At 59.3% G+C, this 23,192-nt stretch carries 19 protein-coding genes and 1 pseudogene; 11 read left to right on the top strand and 9 right to left on the bottom strand.

Annotation, left to right across the window (positions count from 1 at the left end; all coding sequences use genetic code 11):
• Positions 1-208 precede the first annotated feature (208 nt).
• A pseudogene (locus tag G5221_RS19400) lies at positions 209-968 on the top strand (EAL domain-containing protein).
• Positions 969-1,092: 124 nt separating this feature from the next.
• Here G5221_RS19400 and G5221_RS19395 read toward each other — a convergent pair.
• Both G5221_RS19395 and G5221_RS19390 read right to left on the bottom strand, forming a co-directional pair.
• The gene (locus tag G5221_RS19395; RefSeq protein ID WP_421263741.1) at positions 1,093-2,310 is read right to left on the bottom strand and encodes a 4Fe-4S binding protein; all 1,218 of its coding nucleotides are present in this window, start codon (positions 2,308-2,310) and stop codon (positions 1,093-1,095) included.
• A 156-nt stretch (positions 2,311-2,466) separates the two neighbouring features.
• Entirely contained in the window at positions 2,467-3,174 is a 708-nt protein-coding gene (locus tag G5221_RS19390) for a GntR family transcriptional regulator (protein WP_421231678.1), read from the bottom strand.
• 282 nt (positions 3,175-3,456) lie between these two features.
• Here G5221_RS19390 and G5221_RS19385 point away from each other — a divergent pair, with 282 nt between their 5' ends.
• Positions 3,457-5,046 (top strand): alpha-glucoside-specific PTS transporter subunit IIBC, encoded by a 1,590-nt coding sequence (locus G5221_RS19385; RefSeq protein WP_216954471.1) that lies wholly within the window; start codon positions 3,457-3,459, stop codon positions 5,044-5,046.
• A complete protein-coding gene (locus G5221_RS19380) occupies positions 5,043-6,368 on the top strand; it encodes a 6-phospho-alpha-glucosidase (RefSeq protein ID WP_206665121.1) in 1,326 nt (441 codons plus the stop codon). Before G5221_RS19385 ends, G5221_RS19380 begins: the two co-directional genes overlap by 4 nt.
• 64 nt (positions 6,369-6,432) lie before the next feature.
• On the opposite strand, the gene G5221_RS19375 is transcribed toward G5221_RS19380, so the two are convergent.
• Positions 6,433-7,437, bottom strand: coding sequence for a substrate-binding domain-containing protein (locus G5221_RS19375; RefSeq protein ID WP_005355925.1), 1,005 nt, complete (start codon positions 7,435-7,437; stop codon positions 6,433-6,435).
• Positions 7,438-7,871: 434 nt separating this feature from the next.
• Here G5221_RS19375 and G5221_RS19370 point away from each other — a divergent pair, with 434 nt between their 5' ends.
• The 7 genes from G5221_RS19370 to glpG all read left to right on the top strand — a co-directional run bounded on the left by G5221_RS19370 (position 7,872) and on the right by glpG (position 14,012).
• Entirely contained in the window at positions 7,872-8,993 is a 1,122-nt protein-coding gene (locus tag G5221_RS19370) for a branched-chain amino acid ABC transporter substrate-binding protein (protein WP_005339442.1), read from the top strand.
• A gap of 66 nt (positions 8,994-9,059) precedes the next feature.
• Positions 9,060-9,986, top strand: coding sequence for a high-affinity branched-chain amino acid ABC transporter permease LivH (livH, locus tag G5221_RS19365; protein WP_005339439.1), 927 nt, complete (start codon positions 9,060-9,062; stop codon positions 9,984-9,986).
• The gene (locus G5221_RS19360) at positions 9,986-11,254 is read left to right on the top strand and encodes a high-affinity branched-chain amino acid ABC transporter permease LivM (protein ID WP_005355922.1); all 1,269 of its coding nucleotides are present in this window, start codon (positions 9,986-9,988) and stop codon (positions 11,252-11,254) included. The genes livH and G5221_RS19360 overlap by 1 nt, the downstream gene beginning before the upstream one ends.
• Complete coding sequence (gene livG, locus G5221_RS19355; RefSeq protein ID WP_005339435.1) at positions 11,251-12,024, top strand: high-affinity branched-chain amino acid ABC transporter ATP-binding protein LivG; 774 nt, start codon at positions 11,251-11,253, stop codon at positions 12,022-12,024. Before G5221_RS19360 ends, livG begins: the two co-directional genes overlap by 4 nt.
• A gap of 10 nt (positions 12,025-12,034) precedes the next feature.
• Complete coding sequence (locus tag G5221_RS19350; protein WP_236297787.1) at positions 12,035-12,736, top strand: ABC transporter ATP-binding protein; 702 nt, start codon at positions 12,035-12,037, stop codon at positions 12,734-12,736.
• Positions 12,737-12,858: 122 nt separating this feature from the next.
• Positions 12,859-13,182: a thiosulfate sulfurtransferase GlpE gene (gene glpE / locus G5221_RS19345; protein ID WP_005355913.1), complete on the top strand. Its 324-nt coding sequence runs from the start codon at positions 12,859-12,861 to the stop codon at positions 13,180-13,182.
• Positions 13,179-14,012 (top strand): rhomboid family intramembrane serine protease GlpG, encoded by an 834-nt coding sequence (glpG, locus tag G5221_RS19340; protein WP_005339431.1) that lies wholly within the window; start codon positions 13,179-13,181, stop codon positions 14,010-14,012. The genes glpE and glpG overlap by 4 nt, the downstream gene beginning before the upstream one ends.
• Positions 14,013-14,078: 66 nt before the next feature.
• Here the strand turns inward: glpG and G5221_RS19335 are convergent, their stop codons facing one another.
• Positions 14,079-16,523 (bottom strand): VolA/Pla-1 family phospholipase, encoded by a 2,445-nt coding sequence (locus G5221_RS19335; protein ID WP_421263740.1) that lies wholly within the window; start codon positions 16,521-16,523, stop codon positions 14,079-14,081.
• Positions 16,524-16,823: 300 nt separating this feature from the next.
• On the opposite strand from G5221_RS19335, the gene ubiK reads away from it, so the two are divergent.
• Positions 16,824-17,081 (top strand): ubiquinone biosynthesis accessory factor UbiK, encoded by a 258-nt coding sequence (gene ubiK, locus G5221_RS19330; RefSeq protein WP_005339429.1) that lies wholly within the window; start codon positions 16,824-16,826, stop codon positions 17,079-17,081.
• 54 nt (positions 17,082-17,135) lie between these two features.
• On the opposite strand, the gene G5221_RS19325 is transcribed toward ubiK, so the two are convergent.
• The 5 genes from G5221_RS19325 to rho form a co-directional block, all read right to left on the bottom strand.
• Positions 17,136-18,149, bottom strand: a complete 1,014-nt coding sequence (locus tag G5221_RS19325; RefSeq protein ID WP_227341660.1) for a sensor domain-containing diguanylate cyclase — start codon at positions 18,147-18,149, stop codon at positions 17,136-17,138.
• Positions 18,150-18,367: 218 nt separating this feature from the next.
• On the bottom strand, positions 18,368-19,066 hold the full coding sequence (gene fre, locus G5221_RS19320) for an NAD(P)H-flavin reductase (protein WP_042054686.1): 699 nt from the start codon (positions 19,064-19,066) through the stop codon (positions 18,368-18,370).
• 146 nt (positions 19,067-19,212) lie between these two features.
• Positions 19,213-20,682, bottom strand: coding sequence for a 4-hydroxy-3-polyprenylbenzoate decarboxylase (gene ubiD / locus G5221_RS19315; protein ID WP_005339421.1), 1,470 nt, complete (start codon positions 20,680-20,682; stop codon positions 19,213-19,215).
• A 45-nt stretch (positions 20,683-20,727) separates the two neighbouring features.
• Positions 20,728-21,708, bottom strand: coding sequence for a hypothetical protein (locus tag G5221_RS19310; RefSeq protein ID WP_421263739.1), 981 nt, complete (start codon positions 21,706-21,708; stop codon positions 20,728-20,730).
• Positions 21,709-21,816: 108 nt separating this feature from the next.
• Positions 21,817-23,082: a transcription termination factor Rho gene (rho, locus tag G5221_RS19305; RefSeq protein ID WP_005342418.1), complete on the bottom strand. Its 1,266-nt coding sequence runs from the start codon at positions 23,080-23,082 to the stop codon at positions 21,817-21,819.
• Positions 23,083-23,192 lie beyond the last annotated feature (110 nt).

The raw sequence follows: 23,192 nt of genomic DNA, 5'->3' as shown, positions 1-23,192 counted from the left end.
ATGTGACCCACTCTTCTGGTATCTCTTGCCTCCAGCTATAGCAACCAGTGGCCTCCTTCCGGCTGGCCGCCGCGGACTCGCAGGAACAACAGAAACAAACGCATCTCGATCGTCCGATTACACTGCGCTAATCGAACCTACAGGGGGTAATGAGCTGTTATCATTTGAGACAGTGCCCAGCGCCGCCACGCCCAATCAGAGGAACGTCATGGATATACCTGCCGCCCCGTCCCCCGCCATCTGCCAGCAATGTCAGGAGCAGGTGGATCTCGACTTCGATTTCACCATGGCCTTTCAGCCCATCGTCGATTGCAGCCAGCGCACCGTCTTCGGCTACGAGGCGCTGGTGCGGGGGATCAACAACGAACCGGCGCAGAGCGTGATTGCCCGGGTCAACGACGACAACCGCTACCGCTTCGACCAGCTGTGCCGGATCAAGGCCATCGCGCTGGCCGCCCGGCTCGATATGCGGGGCATGCTGAGCATCAACTTTCTGCCCAATGCGGTCTACCGCCCGGAGCGCTGCATTCGCACCACCCTGCAGGCGGCCCGCGAGCACCTCTTCCCTATCGAGCAGATCATGTTCGAGCTGACCGAGGTGGAGCAGGTGCAGGATAGCCAGCATCTTCGCGGCATCGTCGATCACTATCAGGCCCTCGGCTTCAAAACGGCGATCGATGACTTTGGCGCCGGTTACTTGGGCCTCAACCTGCTGGCCGATTTTCATCCCAACATCGTCAAACTCGATATGCACCTGCTGCGCGGCATCGACCAGGACCCGACAAGCCATAGTGCGCCACTGTCTGGCGCTGTTTGCCGAGTTGCAGATCACCCCGCTGGCGGAGGGGATCGAGACCCGCGAAGAGATGGCCTGCCTGCGGGAGATGGGCATCAACCTGATGCAGGGCTACCTGTTCGCCCGCCCCGGCTTCGAAACCCTGCCCGAGGTGGATTTCGCCAGCTTATAAGCCAGTCGGTCTGCACTGCCTCCCCCTCAGCCCACTCCCACCCGAATATGAAAACGGACACCCGAGGGTGTCCATGTGCATACCCTATGACCTTGCGCCATGGTCACACAGTCACCCTCCCCGGTTAATGGGTCAGCTGTGGCAACAGTTGCAGCAGGTGAGCCCGTATCGCCAGCGGCGTCTGGCTAACCCAGATCTCCAGCAGGCCATACGCGAGCAACGGCAGCACCAGCAGCAACAGGCAGAGCAGCCCCAGCAAACGGCTTGGTGCAAGCCGCTTCACCTTGCTGCCAAGGTGCAGGGCCTCGACCCGCTTGGGGCAGGCGGCCACGCAGCTCAGGCAGCCGGTGCACTCCAGGCTGCGTACCGCAATAAGCTGGTGCACAGCAATGCGCGATGGACAGGCCCGGCTGCACTTGTCGCAGTCATGACCCTGGCTTCGCAGGCAGCGGGCCGGGTCACGGCGAATGCGCAGCGGCGTCAGTAGCCCCAGCAGGGCGAGCCAAGCGCCATAGGGGCAGAGGTAGCGGCAGAATCCCTGACGAAAGGTCGCGGTAAGCAGCAACACCCAGCCGAGGCACAGACCCGAGATCAGGGTCAGGTTGAAGAAGAAGGCCCCCATCTTCATATCCGCCGCCTGATGGTAGGGGCTGGTGAAGTAGCCGGGCAGGGCAGCAGCCGGCACCGCCAGCAGGATGATGAAGAGCAGAAAGCCGAGCACCAGAAATTTCTGGGTGCGCAGGGCAAGATCCAGCCAGCGCGGCGGGCTCCACTCCCCCGGCAGCAACCGGTGGCGCAGGCCATGTAGCCATTCCCCCACCAGCCCGAGCGGACAGAACCAGGCACAGAACGCCCGCCCCAGCAGCAGGGCCGACAGGGAGAGCACCAGTACGGTGACGGTGGCCGCCGGATGGTGGGGATCCACCAGCCCCTGCGCGAACCAGGCCCGCAGCCCGAGGCCACCGGCGATGGGCAGGAAGGCATCCACCACGTCCGGGCGCACCAGCCAGGGGCTCATCCCCTGTCCCAACTGCCAGATATGCAGGCTGTATTGCACTGTGACCAGCCCCCAGCAGAGCAGCAGCAGATGGCGAGTGCGCGCCCGCAGCCACTGGCTGTCGAGCGCTTCTAGGGCGGGCAGCGGCCGCCTCTGGTGCCGGAGGGCAAGCACGGCGGTGACCGTCCCCAGTGCGAGCCAGAGCAGGCTGTCGGCCGCCAGCAACCAGACCAGCCCCAGCAGGCCGAGCGCAAGACGCCCCGGCCAGCCGGTGCGCACCTGCCACGCCAACAACACCAGATAAACCATACCGGCCACCATGGTTATCGCTTCAATCACGCTCATGCATCCCCCACTGCCTACATCCGGATCCGGCAGCAAGGATAACTAACATTTGAGTTGATTATTTTGATCTGCATGGGCCGAGGGAGGAGTTATGGCCAATGCCTCCCTCGCAGGCTCTCCCCTCTTTCAACGACACGCAGCCTCATCAGCCAGGCACTAGCCGCGGGCACGGTGGAGGTGGTAGTCAACGTGATAGTCGTTGGCATTACGGAACATGATGGAGTAGTTGAGGAACTCTCCGCTCTCGCTGTATGAGAGTGAGGTAAGCCGCAGGATAGGGGCCCCCTGCTCGATATGGAGCAGCTCGGCAGTAGCCCGATCCGCCAGCACGGCACTGAAGCACTCATAGTTGCCCGCAATCGCGATGCCGCACTCCCGTTCGATGTAGTCGAATTTGGACCCTTCCAGATGGGCGACCGACAGATTGCGAAACAGTCTGACCGGCATATAGCTCTCTTCCAGCAGCAGAGCCCGACCATCCACCGAGCGGATCCGGCTTGAGTAATAGACGGGTTCATTCACCTTAACCCTCAGCTGACTGGCGATGGCCGGTGGCGCGGGCATGGTGCGAAATTCCAACACCTGGCTGGTCAAAGTGCGCCCCTGCTCGCGCATCAGTTCGGTAAACCCGCTCAGACCTTTGGTCTCATGCTGAACATCCTTTTTCGTCACATAGGTGCCGCTGCCGTGGCGCCGCTCGACCAATCCCCACTCGATCAACATATCTACCGCTCTGCGGATGGTCATGCGGGAGACGCCATACTGTTCTGCCAGCGCTTTTTCGCCCGGCAACACATCTCCCACCCGACACTCGGCACCGTTTACCCTGATCCTGAGTCGATCAGCCACCGATTTATAGATCACTACTAGACATCTCCTGTGGTCACAACGCCAACCATCTTATTCTTAAGCAAGTGGATAAATTGCATAAAAACAATAACTTAAATTTAAACTAAAGCTGCAAGAACATCACAAAACCAAGAGGTACAACAATATCGCAAAAGTTAGACATCTTTGTCTAAATAACTGCATGCGTCAGATCACATTATTCCAAGATATTTCATGAGGTCTCTTTTTATCGTTGCTAATTTGCATCTGGCAACACCGGCAAGGATTCGATTAGCTATTTCAACCAAGGGACAATATATGCTCAGTCAAATTCAACGTTTTGGCGGAGCAATGTTCACTCCTGTACTGCTTTTTCCTTTTGCAGGTATGGTAGTAGGCATTGCAATTATGCTGAAAAACCCGATGTTTGTCGGTGAATCACTGGCAAACCCACAAGGATTATTCTTCCAGATCATCCATATTATTGAAGAAGGTGGCTGGACAGTATTCAGGAATATGCCGCTTATATTTGCGATTGGCCTGCCAATCGGTCTGGCAAATAAGGCGCAAGCCAGAGCCTGTCTAGCTGTATTGGTCAGCTTCATGACCTGGAACTATTTTATCAACGCCATGGGCATGACCTGGGGCAGTTATTTCGGGGTCGACTTCAGTCAGGATGTGGGGGGGGAAAGTGGCCTCGCCATGGTAGCGGGGATCAAGACCCTGGATACCAGCATCATAGGGGCCATCGTCATCTCCGGCATCGTGACGGCACTGCACAACCGTCTGTTTGATCGCCAACTGCCGGTCTTTCTCGGCATCTTTCAGGGCAGCTCCTTTGTCACCATTGTCGCCTTCTTCGTGATGATCCCCTGTGCCTGGCTGACACTGCTTGGCTGGCCAAAAGTACAGATGGGCATCGCCTCCCTGCAGAATTTCATGCTGGTCTCGGGTCCGGTCGGGGTGTGGGTATACACCTTCCTCGAGCGGATTTTGATCCCGACCGGCCTGCATCACTTTATCTACGGCCCCTTCATCTTCGGCCCAGCGGCAGTAGAGGGAGGCATTCAGCTCTACTGGGCGCAGCACATGCTGGAGTTCAGCCAGAGCACTCGCCCGCTGATTGAACAGTTCCCTCAGGGTGGCTTCGCCCTGCACGGCAACTCGAAGATTTTCGGTGCCATGGGGATTGCTCTGGCCATCTATGCCACGGCAGCCAAAGAGAACAAGGCCAAGGTGGCAGGCCTGCTGATCCCGGCCACCCTGACCGCCATTCTGGTCGGTATCACCGAGCCGCTGGAGTTCACCTTCCTCTTCATCTCGCCTCTGCTGTTTGCCATCCACGCCCTGCTGGCAGCCACCATGTCGACTGTGATGTACCTGTTTGGTGTGGTCGGCAACATGGGTGGAGGTCTGCTCGACCAGTTCCTGCCGCAGAACTGGATACCCATGTTCCACAACCATGCGGGAATGATGTTCACCCAGATCGCTATCGGATTGGTCTTTACCGGCATCTGGTTCCTGATATTCCGCGCACTGATTATCCGGCTCAATCTTAAAACACCGGGCCGGGAAGACAGTGAAATAAAGCTTTATTCCAAGTCAGATTATCAGGCAGCCAAAAAACAGCGTGGCAGTGATAGTGCAGCACAAATTATCGAAGCGCTTGGCGGAGTCAATAATATACGCAGCCTAAATAATTGTGCCACCCGCTTAAGAATATCGTTGGCTAACAGCAAACTGGCAGCAGCAGATGAGGAGTTTATTAAATTGGGTGCCCATGGGGTCGTCCGCCATGGCGATAGTATCCAGGTAATTATCGGTCTGCATGTACCTCAGGTACGTGAAAATATGGAATCGATTATGAACAACAGTCATCAACAATCGTCTTTAGTAATGGAGTCATGATCATGAAAAAATTCTCTGTAGTCATTGCCGGTGGTGGTAGCACTTTTACTCCAGGTATCGTTCTGATGTTGCTGGAAAATCAACATCGCTTCCCGCTCAAGGAGATCAAATTCTACGACAACGATGGTGCCCGTCAGGAGATCATTGCCGAAGCCTGCAAAATCCTGCTGAAAGAGAAGGCTCCCGAGATCGCCTTCAGCTATGGCACCGACCCCAAAGCAGCGTTTAGCGATGTAGATTTCGTCATGGCCCATATCCGGGTTGGCAAATATCCGATGCGCGAGCTGGACGAGAAGATCCCGCTGCGTCATGGGGTGGTCGGTCAGGAGACCTGCGGCCCGGGCGGTATCGCCTACGGCATGCGCTCCATCGGCGGAGTGCTGGAGCTGGTCGACTATATGGAGCAGTACTCACCCAATGCCTGGATGCTCAACTACTCCAACCCGGCCGCCATTGTGGCCGAAGCGACCCGTCGCCTGCGTCCCAACGCCAAAATCCTCAACATCTGCGACATGCCGATCGGGATCGAGGGGCGCATGGCCCAGATTGCCGGTCTCAAATCCCGCAAAGAGATGCGGGTACGCTATTACGGCCTCAACCACTTTGGCTGGTGGACCCGCATCGAGGATCTGGAAGGTAACGACCTGATGCCGAAGATCAAGGAGCACGTCGCCCGCCACGGCTATGTGCCCAATAGCGCCAGCCATGCCGAAGCAAGCTGGAACGATACCTTCGCCAAGGCAAAGGATGTGTGGGCGCTCGACCCGGATACCCTGCCCAACACCTATCTGAAGTACTACCTCTACCCGGACTATGTGGTGGCCCACTCCAACCCGGAACACACCCGCGCCAACGAGGTGATGGAGCACCGCGAGAAGCAGGTCTTCACCGCCTGTAGCGACATCGTCAAGGCAGGCAATTCAGCAGCGGGCGAGCTGGAGATCGATGAACACGCCTCCTATATCGTTGACCTGGCAACCGCCATCGCCTTCAACACTCAGGAGCGGATGCTGCTGATCGTTCCCAATCGCGGCGCCATCCCCAACTTTGACCCGGAAGCCATGGTCGAGATCCCCTGCCTGGTCGGCAGCAGCGGGCCAGAGCCGCTACAGGTGGGCAGCATCCCGCTGTTCCAGCAGGGCATGATGGGTCAGCAGGTCGCGGTCGAGAAACTGGTGGTCGAAGCCTGGGTCGAGCACTCTTACCAGAAGCTGTGGCAAGCCATCACCCTCTCCAAGACAGTGCCCAGTGCATCGGTGGCCAAGTCCATTCTCGATGACTTGATAGAGGCCAACAAAGCCTACTGGCCGGAACTGAAATAACCCGCCCATAAACAAAAACCCCCTCGTGACAGAGGGGGTTTTTCGTGTTGGCAACGGGTGCGGATTAACGCAACGGTTTGACCGAGCGACGGACGATCAGCTCCGGCTGTACCGTCATCGATTCCACTTCCAGCTCCTTGTTGCGGATCCGGCTGACCAGATGCTTCACCGCCAGCTGGCCCAGTTCGGCCTTAGGGTGACGGATGGTGGTCAGCGGCGGGCTGGAGAAGCGCGCCATCTCCACATCGTCGTAGCCGATGATGGAGATATCGTCCGGCACCTTGACTCCCGCTTCCCAGGCAGCGCAAATCGCGCCGATCGCCATGGGGTCATCGAAGGCAAAGACCGCAGTCGGACGAGGCTGCAGGGCCAGGATGCGCTGCATGGCATCGAAGCCGCTCTGGCTCTCGTAGTCCCCTTCAAAGACCTGTTCATCTTTGAGGGTCAGACCGTGTTCGCCCAGCGCATCACGTACTCCGTCCAGTCGCTGCTGGGTGGTCGGCTTGGAGAGCTGGCCAGTGATGCAGACGATGTCGCGGTGCCCCAGCTCCAGCAGATGGCGAACGGCCATGCGGGCGCCGATGCGGGCGTTGTCGTTGATGACGTTGGCGAAATCGCACTCCGTGCCCCAATCCAGTACCACCTGCGGCACGTTCTTGTGGATGCGCAGCATGTCACGCAACGGGGTGTCGATATCGGTACCCAATACCAGCAGGCCATCCACCCGTTTTTCCATCAGCATTCTCAGGTAATGCTGTTGGCGAGGCGGCTGGTTTTCGGTGTTGCAGAGGATCAGGCTGTAGCCCTGTTCGAAGCAGTACGCTTCAACCCCTTGCACCACTTCTGCGAAGAAGGGGTTTACGCTGGTGGTCACCAGCATACCAATGGTCTTGGTCGAATTTATTTTAAGACTGCGCGCTACCGAGTTGGGCGCGTAGTTGAGTTCTGCCACCGCCTCAATCACTTTCTGGGTCGCGTCTTCGCTGACCCGCCGAGTGTGGTTGAGCACATGTGAGACGGTGGAGATGGATACGCCTGCGCGCGAGGCGACATCCTTGATAGTGGCCATCTCTGTCTCCTGACTGTCAAAGGCGGAACATTAGCAGATTTCCCGAATAAAGGCTTGGTTTTAACGAGCTCTGCCACGGAATTGTCAATGCCGGCTAATTTAGGCGCTCATTTCTGTTTGCGCAAATGGATTCTGGTCAAAATGGGAGCGCTGTCAGAGTAAAATATCGCCAGATTAATCCTCTGGCGTTTGTCAGAATCGCCTCTCGTTACCAAGATGTTAAGTCAACAAATCAAAATTAAGCTCTGATTAGGCGAAAATAACAGGTCATTTATTTCAAAATCCGCCCATCCAACCCCCTCTGGTTAGTATCTTTAACAGCTTGTTATTGCCCCGTGAGGAATGATAGAACCATACCTATAGCCGGATGCACGGGATGTAGATCCGGAATGGCACACGGAAATGAAACAATCCACTGATTAAGGGACGAATCAATGCATAAGTTGAGCAAAATCACAGTTGGCGCAGCGGTTTCTTTGGCTCTGTTTGGATCGATCTCCATCGCCCACGCGGCAGACACCATCAAGATCGGTATCGCAGGCCCGGTCACCGGCCCGGTAGCCCAGTACGGGGACATGCAGTTCACCGGCGGCAAGATGGCGGTCGAGCAGATCAACAAGGCTGGCGGTATCAATGGCAAGCAGATCGAAGCGGTCGTCTATGACGATGCCTGCGATCCCAAGCAGGCGGTGGCCGTTGCCAACAAGGTGGTGAACGATGGCGTCAAGTTCGTGGTCGGTCACCTCTGCTCCGACAACACCCTGCCCGCCTCCGACATCTATGAAGACGAGGGGATCCTGATGGTCACCCCCGCCTCCACCAACCCCAAGATCACCGAACGCGGTTACCAGCTGACCCTGCGCACCATCGGCCTGGATAGCGATCAGGGCCCGACTGCTGCCAAGTACATCATCGAGCAGGTCAAACCCCAGCGCGTGGCCGTTATCCACGACAAGAAGCAGTACGGTGAAGGGATCGCTTCCAGCGTCAAAGCTGCGCTCGACAAGGCTGGCGTGAAAGTGGTGGCCTTTGAAGGGATCACCGCCGGTGACAAGGACTTCTCCGCCCTGATCGCCAAGCTGCAGAAAGAGAACGTCGATTTCGTCTACTACGGCGGCTATCACCCTGAGCTGGGCCTGATCCTGCGTCAGGCTGGCGAGAAGGGGCTGAAAGCCAAGTTCATGGGCCCGGAAGGGGTGGGTAACAAGGACATCTCCGCCATCGGTGGCCCGGCTTCCGAAGGCCTGCTGGTGACCCTGCCGAACAAATACGATCTGGTACCTGCCAACGCCCCGCTGGTCGCTGCGTTCAAGGCCAAGGGTCAGGACTCCTCCGGCCCGTTCGTCTGGACTACCTATGCCGCGGTGCAAACCCTGGCCGCCGGTATCGCCAAGGCGGGTGAAGATGACCCGGCTGCCGTTGCCGCCGCCATCAAGGCCGCACCGATCGATACCGTGATGGGCCCCCTGACCTGGGCACCGAACGGTGACCTGAAAGGCTTCGAATTCGGTGTGTTCCAGTGGCACGCTGACGGTACTTCCAGCCAAGTCAAATAATCTGCCGATCGGGGGTGAGTACGCTCCCCCCCTCCTCTCTTTGCGGGCAAGTACAGGGAACGCAGTATGTCCGAACACCTCCTCTATCTGGTTCAGCAACTGCTGAACGGATTAACCATAGGCAGCACCTATGCGTTGATCGCCATCGGCTACACCATGGTCTATGGCATCATCGGCATGATCAACTTCGCCCACGGCGAGGTGTACATGATCGGCTCCTATGTCGCTTTTATGGTGATGGCGGGGCTCATGATGATGGGCATCGACAGCACCTTTCTACTGCTGGGGGGCGCCTTCCTGGTCAGTATTATCATCACCGGCACCTATGGCTGGAGCATCGAGCGGGTCGCCTACCGGCCGCTGCGCGGCGGCAACCGGCTGATCCCCCTCATCTCCGCCATCGGTATGTCGATCTTCTTGCAGAACATGATGCGGATGGCGCAGGGCTCGCGGGATATCGCCATGCCCAGCCTGATCTCCGGTGGCTGGACCCTGGGGGGGGAGGATGGTTTTCAGGCCAGCCTCTCCTATATGCAGCTGATCATCTTCGTGGTGACTTTCATCACCATGCTGGCGCTGACCCAGTTCATCGGCCGCTCCCGCATGGGCCGCGCCTGCCGCGCCTGTTCGGAAGATATCAAGATGGCCAACCTGCTGGGCATCGACACCCACGTGGTCATCTCCATCACCTTCGTGCTGGGGGCCGCGCTGGCCGCCGTCGCCGGGGTGCTGCTCGGCATGTATTACGGCGTCATCAACCCCTACCTCGGCTTTATGGCCGGTCTGAAGGCCTTCACTGCCGCAGTGCTGGGCGGTATCGGCAGCATTCCGGGCGCCGTACTGGGCGGCCTGCTGCTCGGCGTGGTTGAAGCGCTCACCGCCGGTTATCTCAGCACCGAGTACAAGGATGTGATGGCGTTTGCCCTGCTCATCTTTGTGCTGCTCTTTATGCCTACTGGCATCCTGGGTCGTCCGGAAGTGGAGAAAGTGTGATGAAACATCAATTTATCCACGCCTGTATCGCCAGCCTGGTGCTGCTGGTGCTCTCCTTCTGGCTGCTCGGCTTCAAGCTGGAGACCGATGGCTCCAGCCTGCAGGTAGTGAGCCGCCTCGATGTGTCGCTGGCCTGGCTACTGGGGGGCGCCACCCTCGTTTTCTGGTTCCAGATGCTGCGCGGCCAGATTGCCAAGCTGTTTCAGGCCTCCATCAGCGGCTTCTCGGTCGGCTTCACCAAGCTGGTGCTGCCGAGCCCGGAAGAGGCGCCCAAGCTCTATAACCTCACCGCCGTGCTGGTACTGCTGTTCGCAGTGAGCTGGCCCTTTATGGCCTCTCGCGGTGCCATCGATCTCGCCACCCTCACCCTGATTTACATCATGCTGGGGCTGGGGCTGAACGTGGTGGTCGGCCTCGCCGGTCTGCTCGATCTCGGCTATGTCGGCTTCTACGCGGTCGGCGCCTACAGCTATGCCCTGCTCAACACCTACTTCGGGCTGAGCTTCTGGGAGTGCCTGCCCATCGCCGGGCTGATGGCCGCCACCTTCGGCTTCCTGCTCGGTTTCCCGGTGCTGCGGCTGCGGGGGGACTATCTGGCCATCGTCACTCTGGGTTTTGGCGAGATCATCCGCATCCTGCTCAACAACATGACCACCCTGACCGGCGGCCCGAACGGCATATCCGGCATCCCCAAGCCAACGCTGGGGGGGCTGGAATTCAACCGCACCGTCAAGGATGGGGGCTTTGATACCTTCCACAACTTCTTCGGCATTACCTACAACGCCAACCACAAGGTGATCTTCCTCTACCTGATGGCGCTGGTGTTGGTGGTGGTGACCCTGTTCGTCATCAACCGCCTGCTGCGCATGCCCCTTGGCCGCGCCTGGGAAGCGCTGCGGGAAGACGAGATCGCCTGCAAATCGCTGGGGCTCAACCCCACCATCATCAAGCTGACCGCCTTCACCATAGGCGCCACCTTCGCCGGTTTTGCGGGTAGTTTCTTTGCCTCGCGGCAGGGCTTTATCAGCCCGGAATCCTTCGTCTTTATCGAGTCGGCCATCGTGCTGGCGATCGTGGTGCTGGGGGGCATGGGCTCCCAGATCGGGGTGGTGCTGGCCGCCATCGTGATGACGGTGCTGCCGGAGCTGGCCCGCGAATTCAACGAGTACCGCATGCTGATGTTCGGCCTCTTGATGGTGTTCATGATGATCTGGCGGCCACAGGGATTGCTGCCGATGACCCGTCCGCATCTGGAGTTGAAGAAATGAGTACACATCAGAAGTTAATGGAAGTCTCTGATTTGTCGATGCGCTTCGGGGGCCTGCTGGCCGTCAACGGGGTCAAGCTGGATATCGACAAGGGCGAGGTGATCTCCATCATCGGCCCCAACGGCGCGGGCAAGACCACCATCTTCAACTGCCTGACCGGTTTCTACTGCCCGAGCGGCGGCACCATCCGTTACAAGGGTGAGGAGATCCAGGGGCTGCCCGGCCACCTCATTGCCCGCAAGGGGATTGTGCGTACCTTCCAGCACGTGCGGCTGTTCAAGGAGATGACAGCGGTGGAGAACCTGCTGGTTGCCCAGCACCAGCACCTCAACACCAGCTTTATCGCCGGTCTGTTCAAGACCCCAGCCTTCCGCCGGGCGGAGCAGGAGGGGCTGGAGCGGGCCGCCTTCTGGCTGGATAAAGTGGGCCTCAAGGATCTTGCCAACCGCGCCGCCGGCAACCTGGCCTACGGTCAGCAGCGCCGCCTCGAGATCGCCCGCTGCATGGCGACCCGTCCCGAGCTGCTGATGCTGGACGAACCGGCCGCCGGTCTCAACCCGAAGGAGACCGACGAGTTGGACGAGCTCATCATGAGCCTGCGGGACGAATTCGGGGTCTCGGTGCTGCTGATCGAACACGATATGAAGCTGGTGATGGGCATCTCCAACCGTATCTTCGTGGTCAGCCAGGGGACCCCGCTGGCCCACGGCAAGCCGGATGAAATCCGCAACAACCCGGCAGTGATCAAGGCCTATCTGGGCGAGTCGTAAGGACAAAAAGATGTTAGAACTTCGCAACGTATCGACCCACTACGGCAAAATTCAGGCGCTGCACGATATCAGCGTCGAGGTGAAAGAGGGGGAAATCGTCACCCTGATCGGCGCCAACGGCGCGGGCAAGACCACCCTGCTGATGACCCTCTGCGGTGAACCCAAGCCCAGCAGCGGCTCCATCTGGTTTGAGGGGGAGCAGATCAGCTCCCTCACCACAGCCCGCATTATGCGCAAGGATATCGCCGTGGTGCCGGAGGGGCGCCGCATCTTCGCCCGCCTGACGGTGGAGGAGAACCTGCTGATGGGCGCCTTCTTCGTCGACAAGGCAGAGCAGCATGGCCTGCTGGATCAGGTATTCACCCTGTTCCCGCGCCTGCACGAACGCTTGCAACAACGGGCGGGCACCATGTCCGGCGGCGAGCAGCAGATGCTGGCCATCGGCCGTGCCCTGATGAGCAAACCACGCCTGCTGCTGCTGGATGAACCCTCGCTGGGGCTCGCCCCCATCGTCATCCAGCAGATCTTCGACACCATTGAGCAGTTGCGCCAGAAGGGGATGACCATCTTTCTGGTGGAGCAGAACGCCAACCAGGCGCTCAAGCTGGCCGACCGCGGTTATGTGCTGGAGAACGGCCACGTGGTGCTGCAAGACACGGGCGCCGCCCTGCTGGCCAACCCGGCCGTGCGGCAGGCCTATCTGGGCGGTTAACCCACTGAGCCGCATGCCATATCAACAAGGGAGCCGCAGGCTCCCTTATCTTTTGTGGGGTTAGTTTGCGCCCAAGCTTGCGGTACACTGGCCCGTAATCAACCTATTCGCAGGACATCCCGATGGACCAGTTTGCCCATATCAATGCCCATGATGCCCACCAGAAACTGAGCGCGGGTGAAGCCCGTCTGGTGGATATTCGCGACCCGCAATCCTTTGAAGCGGCCCACGCGGTCGGCGCCTTCCACCTCACCAATGGCACGCTGGTGCGCTTTATGAATGAAGTGGATTTCGATACCCCGGTCATCGTGATGTGCTATCACGGCAACAGCAGTCAGGGGGCGGCCCAATACCTGCTGCAACAGGGTTATGACGAGGTCTACAGTCTGGATGGCGGTTTCGAGGCGTGGCGCCGGGAGTTTCCCATCGAGGCAGGCGAGGCATGATCCAGCTGCTGGTGCTCGACAACGCCCGCATGGCACAGGCGCTGGTGGACTATCTTGCTACCCTGGGCATCTCCTGCGAGCTGACCCAGTCCGAGCTGGGGGTCACCATCTGGCTGGCGGACGAGCAGCGCCTCGCGCAGGCCCAGCTGGAGGTGAAGCGATTTCTGGCCGAGCCGGGCCACCCGCGCTACATGGAGGCCTCCTGGCAATCCGGCCGCGCCGATGCCCGCATCGACTACAGCAAGGGGATGACGGACCCCATCACCGATTTCCTCCATCAGGCGGGACCACTGACGCTGGTGGTGATCATCGCCTGTCTCGCCATCTACGGGATCGAGGCCATCGGCCTGCCCATCTACGACGAACTGGCATTCCACCCGACACTGGCCCAGTTCACCGACTGGCAGGCGTGGCGCTATTTCACCCCCGCCCTGATCCACTTCTCGGTGCTCCATCTGGTGTTCAACTTGCTGTGGTGGTGGTATCTCGGCGGCCAGATCGAGCAGCGCCTCGGCAGCGGCAAGTTGCTGATCCTGCTGCTGGTGGGCGCCGCCCTGCCCAATATCGCCGAGTTCTTCGCCAGCGGCCCGCTGTTTGGCGGCCTCTCCGGCGTGGTCTATGCCCTGCTCGGCTACTGCTGGCTGCGCAGCAAGCTGCAACCGGCCTGTGGCCTGACTCTGCCACCGGCGCTGATGGGCTTTATGCTGTTCTGGATGGTGCTCGGCTTCTTCGACATGCTGGGCACCAGCACCGCCAATATCGCCCACCTGACCGGTCTGCTGGTCGGCCTGCTGCAAGGCTGGCTGGATCGCAACCACCAGCCGACCTGATTATTCAGCAGTTTCAGAAACGAGAACGCCGCCCCGAAGGGCGGCGTTTGCTTATGGTCTGCGCAGTTACTGCTTGAGCAGGGTGTCGTCAGTCACCTTGACCGCCGCACCGCCACTCATAAAGAAGCTGGCGAACTGGGTCTGGCTCTCGGAGGTGACCGCGCCAGTCGGATCAAAGTTCTCGTCAGGGGCCAGCAGCGAGCTATGGCCCCCTTTCAGGAAGCGCGCAGCATGGTGACCCGCCGGGAGCACGCCGGAACCCTTCAGCTCTTGCAAACCCAGTACCCGGAACAGCGGCTCGGTGCCACCCAGCGGCGCAGAGGCGATGCTGTTGGGGATCACCTGATCCGGCAAGCTGAGCGCCCCATCACCAACAATTTCGGTGGCGAACAGCGGGAAGCTCTTGGCGACGCCACTGCCCAGATTGATCGGGTCGGCAGAGTCCAGCACTGACTGGGCGGCAAAGGTATAGCTCTGCAAGGTGCTCGCAGCCCCCGCCTGAGTAGCCGCATCCAGACTGGGCAGGAACTCGTTCACGAAACAGGTCGGCACCGCCGTCTGGCAACCGGGAGCATAAGCCTCAAACCCGGCCTTCAACTCAGGACTGCCCGAGGTGAGCACGCTCATCTTGATGGTCGGCCCGAAGCTCGGCGAGTTGAGCAGCAGCGGGGCGATGCCGCCACCCGGCATCGCCAGACCGCCGGTATCGAACTTGAACAGGGCATCAGCCTGAGCACTGCCGGTGGTCTGGTTGGCTACAGCCAGCAGATTGGCCCCGGTAATGGCACCGAGTGAGTGACCGAGGAAATGCACCTTCAGACCAGCACCACCCAATTGGCCACCCAGCCCCTTGGCATTGGCCAGACCGACAGCCAGGCGAAGGCCAAGCAGATCGGCCACGCTCTGTTTCAGGTTGTCCCGCGCCACCGTCAGATAACCCAAATTCAGATAGGGAGTCGGGTTCTCGGAGGTGGTGACGGTATCCATGCTGCCGCTCAGGGCATAGCCACGCTCACCGTGCAGCGGGTGATCGATCACCACCACAGCAACCACCTTGTTCACTGATGGGTCTAACCCGGCACCTATCTGGCTCAGCGCCAGCGCATAGGCGTTCTCCTTGATGGAGGTGACCCCGTGCTGATAGATGATCACATCGGTGACAGTGCTGAGGTCAGTGGTGGGGGCAAAGATCCGCAGCGGTACAGATTGTACTTCGGTCAGGGTCGGCAGCGGGTTGAAACGACCGATATTGCGCTCGGCATCCAGCGGCTTGCCACCGGAGGTGAGGGTCACCCCGATCAGCTTGCTCGCCTCCCTCAGCAGATCGGCCTGACGGCTCGGATCGGCGATCAGCTCACCCAGCAGTACTGGGTCCACACCCGCCCCGACCAGCCCACCGATCACCTCGGTATCACCCGCTTTCAACGCATTGGCGATGGCATAGAGGCTGGGAATGGCGCCATGCCAGGATTGGGTCTTGGCCTTGTCCCAGGAGCCGGCTATCGCTGGAGTAGAGAGGAAGTAAGGGAGCTTGACGGCACCGGTATACACCTTGGTCACCGCCGCGATGCCGTTCAATGTGGCATTGGCAGCGACAGCGGCAGCAATCGCATCCCGATCATCTTGAGGCAAGAATGGCTCGTTCGCCAGCTGGGTCAGGAAGGATACCCCGCCATTGAGCGCATCAATCGTATAGGTCCCCGGCAGGCTGGTGTTGCCTTTGGCGTCCTGCTTCCACAACGATGCGGCATCCAGGGTCGGGCTCTGCAACACGGTGGCCGCAGCTCCCTTCACAGCCAGCAGCACATCGGCGCCAGATTGGGTGGCAAACCAGTCGGAGAAAATCACCCGATCGCCGGTAATCCCGGTAGCGGCCTTGAACAACGCTTCCTGCAGCGCAATCAGGCTGCTGATGGTCTGCTCCTGCGCGGTTGCACCAGCCGTCGATTTGAAGTTGCTGTAATCACCGCCGGCCTTGAGCGGCGTACCACGACTGTCCTTGAGGGAGTCGGTCGCCACGATCATGTAGTAGGAAGAGGGATTGAGCGGCTTGAGCGGAACCAGATTGAGTTTGCCGCCACCATCACTCACCACAAAGTCAGTGCCATAGGTCAGAGGCTTATTGTTCTTCACTCCAACGGGTCGCTGAGTCACCGGATCCAGTACCAGCTCCAGCAGGTAGAGGGGCGCAACGGCAGAGACATACTCGCTGGCCGCCGGGGCCGGCACAGAGACACCGGTCACGGTCGCCGGTACCAGCTGGACGGGTTGGGTGGTTGACCAGCCATCAAGGGTGGAGAGGGCAGATACCGGGTTCGACAGATCAGCAGTTTCTGTCGAAAACTTCAGGGTACCATCGCTGGCGCGGGGGGCCAGCACACTCGGGCGAAGTCCATTGGCTCCACTCAGGGCATAGTCCAGGGAGCTGGTAGTATCTCCCTTGTTGTCATCTCCACCACATCCGCTCAGCAGAGCGCTGACAACAGCTGCATAAATTAGCTTCTTCTTCATTTTTTATTCTCTTTTTATAGGGTTGTTATCCATCACCAGCCAACGAGGCCATCACGACCGCGACTGCAAGACGTTAACATAAAACCAACAACCAACGAGACTCATGTTGGTCATCTTCTGCTCAGGTTTGTGGCGAGAATCAAGGTTTTACGTCAACAAAGGGGCGCAAGGGTAACAACAGTGAGTGATTAACCAGACCCGACCAGCCAGCGGGCACCATCACGACTAAAAAGCCGCCGCGATCTCGGCAAAGTGAGGGAATTGTCGGTAGAATGTCCGCCAACGCTTAAGGAGGACATCATGATCGACCCGAAGAAACTGGAAGAGATCGCCAAGCAGGTGCACAACTCCCTGCCACCCGGCATTCGCAGCATGGGTGAAGAGGCCGAGAAGAAGATGCGTCAGGTACTGCAAGCGCAGCTGGGCAAGCTGGATCTGGTCAGCCGTGAAGAGTTCGACGTGCAGACCAAGGTGCTGCTGCGTACCCGGGAAAAACTGGCCGCCCTCGAAAGCAAGCTGGCTCAGCTCGAGCAGCAGCTCGGCGCCAAAGGCGAATAACGAAAACCCCAGCTCAGCTGGGGTTTTTGCTTTGTATTGAACCTGTAAAAAGCATCACACCTGAAGCAGATACCAGGCCCGCTTGCCGCGCGCCTTGGCCTCGTACATGGCCCGGTCGGCCACCTCCAATGCCTGTCGGAAGCTCAATGGTTGCTCCTCCCACAGGGCGATGCCGATACTCAGCCCCACCCGCTGCGGGCAACCGGGTTTGGGCACGTAACCATGCATCCGGCAGATCAGGGCATCGGCCAGATGAGCCAGAGCATGGTTTGATACATCACGATGCAGATAAACCACAAACTCGTCACCGCCGTAACGGCCGCACAGGGCAGAGCCCGGCATAATGAGACGCAACCACTCCGCCATCTGCTGCAGTACCTGATCACCACAAGCGTGGCCCAACTGGTCATTGATCCCCTTGAAGTCATCCAGATCGATAAAGAGCAGTGCCCCCGTCCCTTGTGGCGGCTGTAGAGCGAACGCCTTGCCAAATCCCTGCCGGTTGAGCAGGCCGGTGAGCGCATCGCAGTTGGCACGCTCTGCCAGCCGCTGCTCATAAGCCTTGCGCTGGGTGATATCGATATGGGAGCCCATGATCCGCAATGGCCTGCCCTCATCATCCCACTCCACTACGCGACCACGATCCCACAGCCAGGTGATCTCCCCGGCCGGGCTGATGGTGCGGTATTCAGCTTCGTAGAAGGGCGTTTTCCTCTCAAGGTGGGCAAAGTAGCTGCCCATGGCATGGGCGCGATCGTCGGGATGGAGCTTGGCGCTCCACTGATCGAAATGAGGGGCCATGTCACCGGCCTGAAAGTTCTGCAGATTGAAGACCCGCAGTTCGCCGGTGGGAATGGTGCCCTGCCAGAGACAGATGCCGGTGCCATCGAGGGCGGCATTGAGCTTCTCCTGCAACAGGCCGTTTTCATGCTGCAAAGCGGCGATCTCTGCCTGCAAACGGGCAAACGCATCACCACCGGAGGAGGGTTCCGGCATGGCGGCCAGCTCAGTCGCGCAGGGTGCCTCCCGATCATACCCGGGTTGCCCCCTTGCCTCTTTGCTTAACACTGCGCCTCCTTGTGCTTGCTCTATGGATACTCTTGTCAATCCAAACAAAGATGCCACCAGCCAAGCCAGATTAGTAGCCATTCATAGCCAATATATTGAAAAATAATGGGATAACGCCGCGATAATCCAACCATTCGGTACGATCAGGTACTGCGGCAGCCACAAAAACAAAAGCCCCCGGCAAAACCGGGGGCTGCGTCATCCAAGCGGGGATCCCGTCAGATAAATTCGTAGGCGTCACCGAAGATGCGCTCCGGCTCGGCGCCGAGGATCTTGAACTCCTCACGCGCGGCCCCCGCCATCTCGAAGCGACCGGCGACATAGATGTCGTAGTCGTGGAGGCTGACGAAGTCATCCATGATCGCCTTGTGCACCAGTCCGCTCTTGCCGGTCCAGTCAGCATCCGGCTCCTGCACCACCGGGATAAAGGTGAGCGGCGCATAGTCACGCTCCCACTGCTGCATCTGCTCCAGTTCGTAGAGCCAGTGAGCCTGACGCACCCCCCAGTAGAAGAACACCGGGCGCTTGCTGCCTGTGTCGATCAGATATTCCAGAATGGAGCGGGCGTAAGAGAAGCCGGTGCCGCCCGCCATCAGGATCAGCGGACGGGGAGACTCATCGCGCAGGAACGCCTTGCCAGCCGGCAATTCGACCTCGATCTCCCCCTGCTCGCGCATGCGGGCCAGCACCTGACCGGCATAGGCGTTCTCGGGAGTGGCACCAATTTGCAGCTCCAGCACGCCCGGGCGGGTCGGCGAGTTGGCGATGGAGAAGGGGCGCTTGTCCGAATCGCTCATCACCACCAGCAGATACTGGCCCGGCTTGAAGCTGATCGCTTGCTGCGGCGTCAGAGCCACATGCCAGATGGTGTCGACATATTCGCGCAGTTCCTCTACGCGGCATTTGATACGTTGCATTCTTGTCCTTGTGGCGGGCTCGCTCGGCCCGCTTCGCTCATTGTTTCACTATGGAGTGACGACCAGCAGCCCTGGCCCCGTCAGTCGAGAATACTCAAATCAGTGCGGATCGCATCACTTTTTGCAGCAAAGCTGTCATGTTTGCCTCATCCGAGGATATTGAGCTCATCCCAGATGGCATCGACCTTCTGCTTCACCGCCTCATCCTGAACTATGGGCTGACCCCACTCCCGATTGGTCTCGCCCGGCCACTTGTTGGTGGCATCCAGCCCCATTTTGGAGCCGAGGCCGGAGACCGGCGAGGCGAAGTCCAGATAGTCGATCGGCGTATGCTCGATCAAGGTGGTGTCCCGTGCCGGGTCCATCCGGGTGGTGATGGCCCAGATCACATCCTTCCAGTCACGGGCGTTGACGTCATCGTCACACACCACCACGAACTTGGTGTACATAAACTGGCGCAGGAATGACCAGACTCCCAGCATCACCCTCTTGGCGTGGCCCGGGTAACGCTTCTTGATGGTCACCACCGCCATCCGGTAGGAGCACCCCTCCGGCGGCAGATAGAAGTCCACAATCTCGGGGAACTGCTTCTGCAGCAGCGGCACGAACACCTCGTTCAGCGCCAGACCCAGTACCGCCGGTTCATCGGGCGGACGGCCGGTGTAGGTGCTGTGATAGATGGCATCGCGCCGCTTGGTGATGTGGGTGATGGTAAAGACCGGGAACTCGTCCACCTCGTTGTAGTAACCGGTGTGGTCGCCATAGGGCCCTTCCGGCGCCATCTCACCCGGCTCCAGATAGCCTTCCAGCACGATCTCGGCGCTGGCGGGCACCTCCAGATCGCAGCTGATGGCCTTGATCACCTCGGTACGGCTGCCGCGCAGCAGACCGGCAAAGGCATATTCGGAGAGAGTATCCGGCACCGGCGTCACCGCGCCGAGAATGGTCGCCGGATCGGCACCGAGTGCCACCACCACCGGGAATCGCTCGCCCGGGTGGGCCTCCTGCCACTCGCGAAAATCGATGGCACCGCCACGATGATCCAGCCAGCGCATGATCAGCTTGTTTTTGGCGATCTTCTGCTGGCGATAGATGCCGAGGTTCTGGCGCTTCTTGTAGGGGCCGCGGGTGATGGTGAGGCCCCAGGTGACCAGCGGCGCCACATCGCCGGGCCAGCAGTGCTGGATCGGGATCTGGTCGAGATCGACCGCATCTCCCTCCTGCACCACCTGCTGGCAGGGGGCAGAAGAGAGGCGCTTGGTCGGCATGTTGAGCACCTGCTTGAAGATCGGCAGCTTCTCCATCAGCTCCTTGAATCCCTTGGGCGGCTCGGGCTCCTTGAGATAGGAGAGCCAGACCCCGACCTGACGCAGAGCGCCCACATCGGGCTGCCCCATGCCCATGGCAACCCGATCCGGGGTGCCGAACAAATTGGTCAGCACCGGCATGGTGTAGCCTTTGGGATTTTCGAACAGCAGAGCCGGGCCACCCGCACGCAGGGTGCGATCGCTGATCTCGGTCATCTCCAGATAGGGGTCTATCTCGCGGGTGATGCGCTTGAGTTGTCCGTTTTGTTCCAGCTGCGCGATGAAATCACGCAAATCCTTGTATTTCATGCAAGTTCCCAACCGGGTTCAGGAGGTCACGCATTATAACCCTGGCTACCCATCGGGTGTACCCGAATCAGGCAGCAGACTCGGTGCTGCGGGGGGGAGATCACGCTGGCCGAGGCGTCTGGCAAGGCCGGAGAGCAACTGGGGTTCATCCACCTCCATCAACAGACCGGCCACCAGCGCCCCGTATTGGCGGTTGGAGAGCTCGGCCAGCAGGTATTTCTGGGCTTGTGGCGGCAAAGGAGAGAGGGCGCTCAGCTGGCGCAGGGCCGGCTCTCTCAAACCGGGATTGCCGCTGGCGGCAATCAGCAGGGAGCTGGCCGTATTGCCATGATGGAAGCGGTTGATGGTGGCGAGTGCGCGCAGCGCATCCTGATCTGCCGGCCGCCGCCACAACATGCCATAGAGCGCCGGTTCACCTGTGCGCAGCAGCAGATGGAGCAACAGCTGATTGTCGGGCAGATAGATATTCCGGCTGGCCAGCGCTTGCGCCTCCCGCATCCAGATCGATTGCGGCAAGGCGTCGAGGGCCAGCAACAGAGCTTGCTGCTGCATGGCAATATCGGGGTTACTGCTGTAGTAGATGGACTTTAGCTGGAAGTTGCCCTGGGCAAGTTGCTGCCGATAACGCTGCACCAATGAGTGCAGTTGCCATTCGCCCAGCAACTGACGGGCCTGCGCGGCAAAATCGTAGACAGGTTGCTGCACCAGAAAACCGTCTACCTGCTGCTCCTGCAGCCACTCTGGAGCCTTGTCGGCCTGTGCCTCGACCCAGCGTTGCAACGCGGGGGACGCAGGAGCGGTAACCGGAATATCCCGCAGCAGCTGCAACAGCAGGAACTCCCGCTGCTCGCGGCTCAGGGTCGCCAGCAGAGAGTCGATGGCGGCAAATTGTCCTTGCTGCAGACGGCTCGCCAGATAGTGCCGATGCGTCTGCAGCGTCTCGGCTGTCGCCGTAGCCGGAGCACTCTGCGCACAGACTGGCATTGCACTCAGCAATCCCAGCAATAACCAGACAACAGGCTTCATGACGTCTCCATCCATGCGACATCGGGATCTCATACTACTAGGGCAACCGGAAAACAGATAAACAAAAACCGCGACCAAGGCCGCGGTTTCGTCATTTTCTGACCGGACTTACTTCTGTTGGCGCCGCATGGCGTCGAAGAACTCGTCGTTGGTCTTGGTCATCGCCAGCTTGTCGATGAGGAACTCGATACCGTCGATCTCGCCCATCGGGTGGACAATCTTGCGCAGGATCCACATCTTCTGCAGCTCGTCACCAGTGGTCAGCAGCTCTTCCTTGCGGGTGCCGGAGCGGGTGATGTCGATGGCCGGGTAGACACGCTTCTCGGCAATCTTGCGCGAGAGGTGCAGTTCCATGTTGCCGGTACCCTTGAACTCTTCGTAGATGACTTCATCCATCTTGGAGCCGGTATCGATCAGCGCGGTGGCGATGATGGTCAGGCTGCCGCCCTCTTCCACATTACGCGCGGCGCCGAAGAAGCGCTTGGGACGGTGCAGGGCGTTGGCGTCCACACCACCGGTCAGTACTTTGCCGGATGACGGGATAACGGTATTGTAGGCACGGGCCAGACGGGTGATGGAGTCCAGCAGGATCACCACGTCTTTCTTGTGCTCGACCAGACGCTTGGCCTTCTCGATCACCATTTCAGCAACCTGAACGTGACGGGAAGCAGGCTCGTCGAAGGTGGAAGCGATCACTTCGCCCTTCACCATGCGCTGCATCTCGGTCACTTCTTCCGGACGCTCGTCGATCAGCAGAACGATCAGTTCACAGTCTGGGTGGTTGTAGGCGATGCTCTGGGCGATGTTCTGCAGCAGCATGGTCTTACCGGCCTTGGGCGGCGCCACGATCAGGCCACGCTGGCCTTTACCGATGGGGGAAGCCAGGTCCAGTACACGGGCGGTGATATCTTCAGTAGAGCCGTTACCCCGTTCCATACGCAGACGTTCGTTGGCATGCAGAGGGGTAAGGTTTTCAAACAGGATCTTGTTGCGGGAGTTTTCCGGACGGTCGTAATTGACCTCATTGACCTTGAGCAGTGCGAAGTAGCGTTCGCCCTCTTTCGGTGGCCGGATCTTGCCGGAAATGGTATCGCCGGTACGCAGGTTGAAACGGCGGATCTGGCTCGGGGAGACGTAGATATCGTCAGGGCCTGCCAGATAGGAGCCGTCTGCACTGCGCAGAAAGCCGAAACCATCGGTCAGGATTTCCAGCACACCGTCGCCAAAGATATCTTCACCACCCTTGGCGTGCGCCTTGAGGATTGCAAAAATAATATCTTTCTTGTGCGCCCGAGCCAGATTTTCCAACCCCATGGATTCGCCAAGCTTGACCAGCTCGGACACAGGAGTGTTCTTTAATTCAGTCAGATTCATAGTGGTGAAAGTCTGTAAGCAAGGATTGAAATGAGGAGACAGTCTGCTGGATTGATGCTGATCGGATTTGATTGCCAGGCTGTGGTTAGCAAAGAGTCAGGCAAAAAGGT

Origin of the sequence: Aeromonas sp. 602200 (assembly GCF_049173895.1) — a bacterium.
GTDB lineage: Bacteria > Pseudomonadota > Gammaproteobacteria > Enterobacterales > Aeromonadaceae > Aeromonas > Aeromonas veronii_A.
The sequence above is the reverse complement of the archived record's forward strand: the minus strand, read 5'-3'. Positions and strand labels throughout refer to the sequence as shown.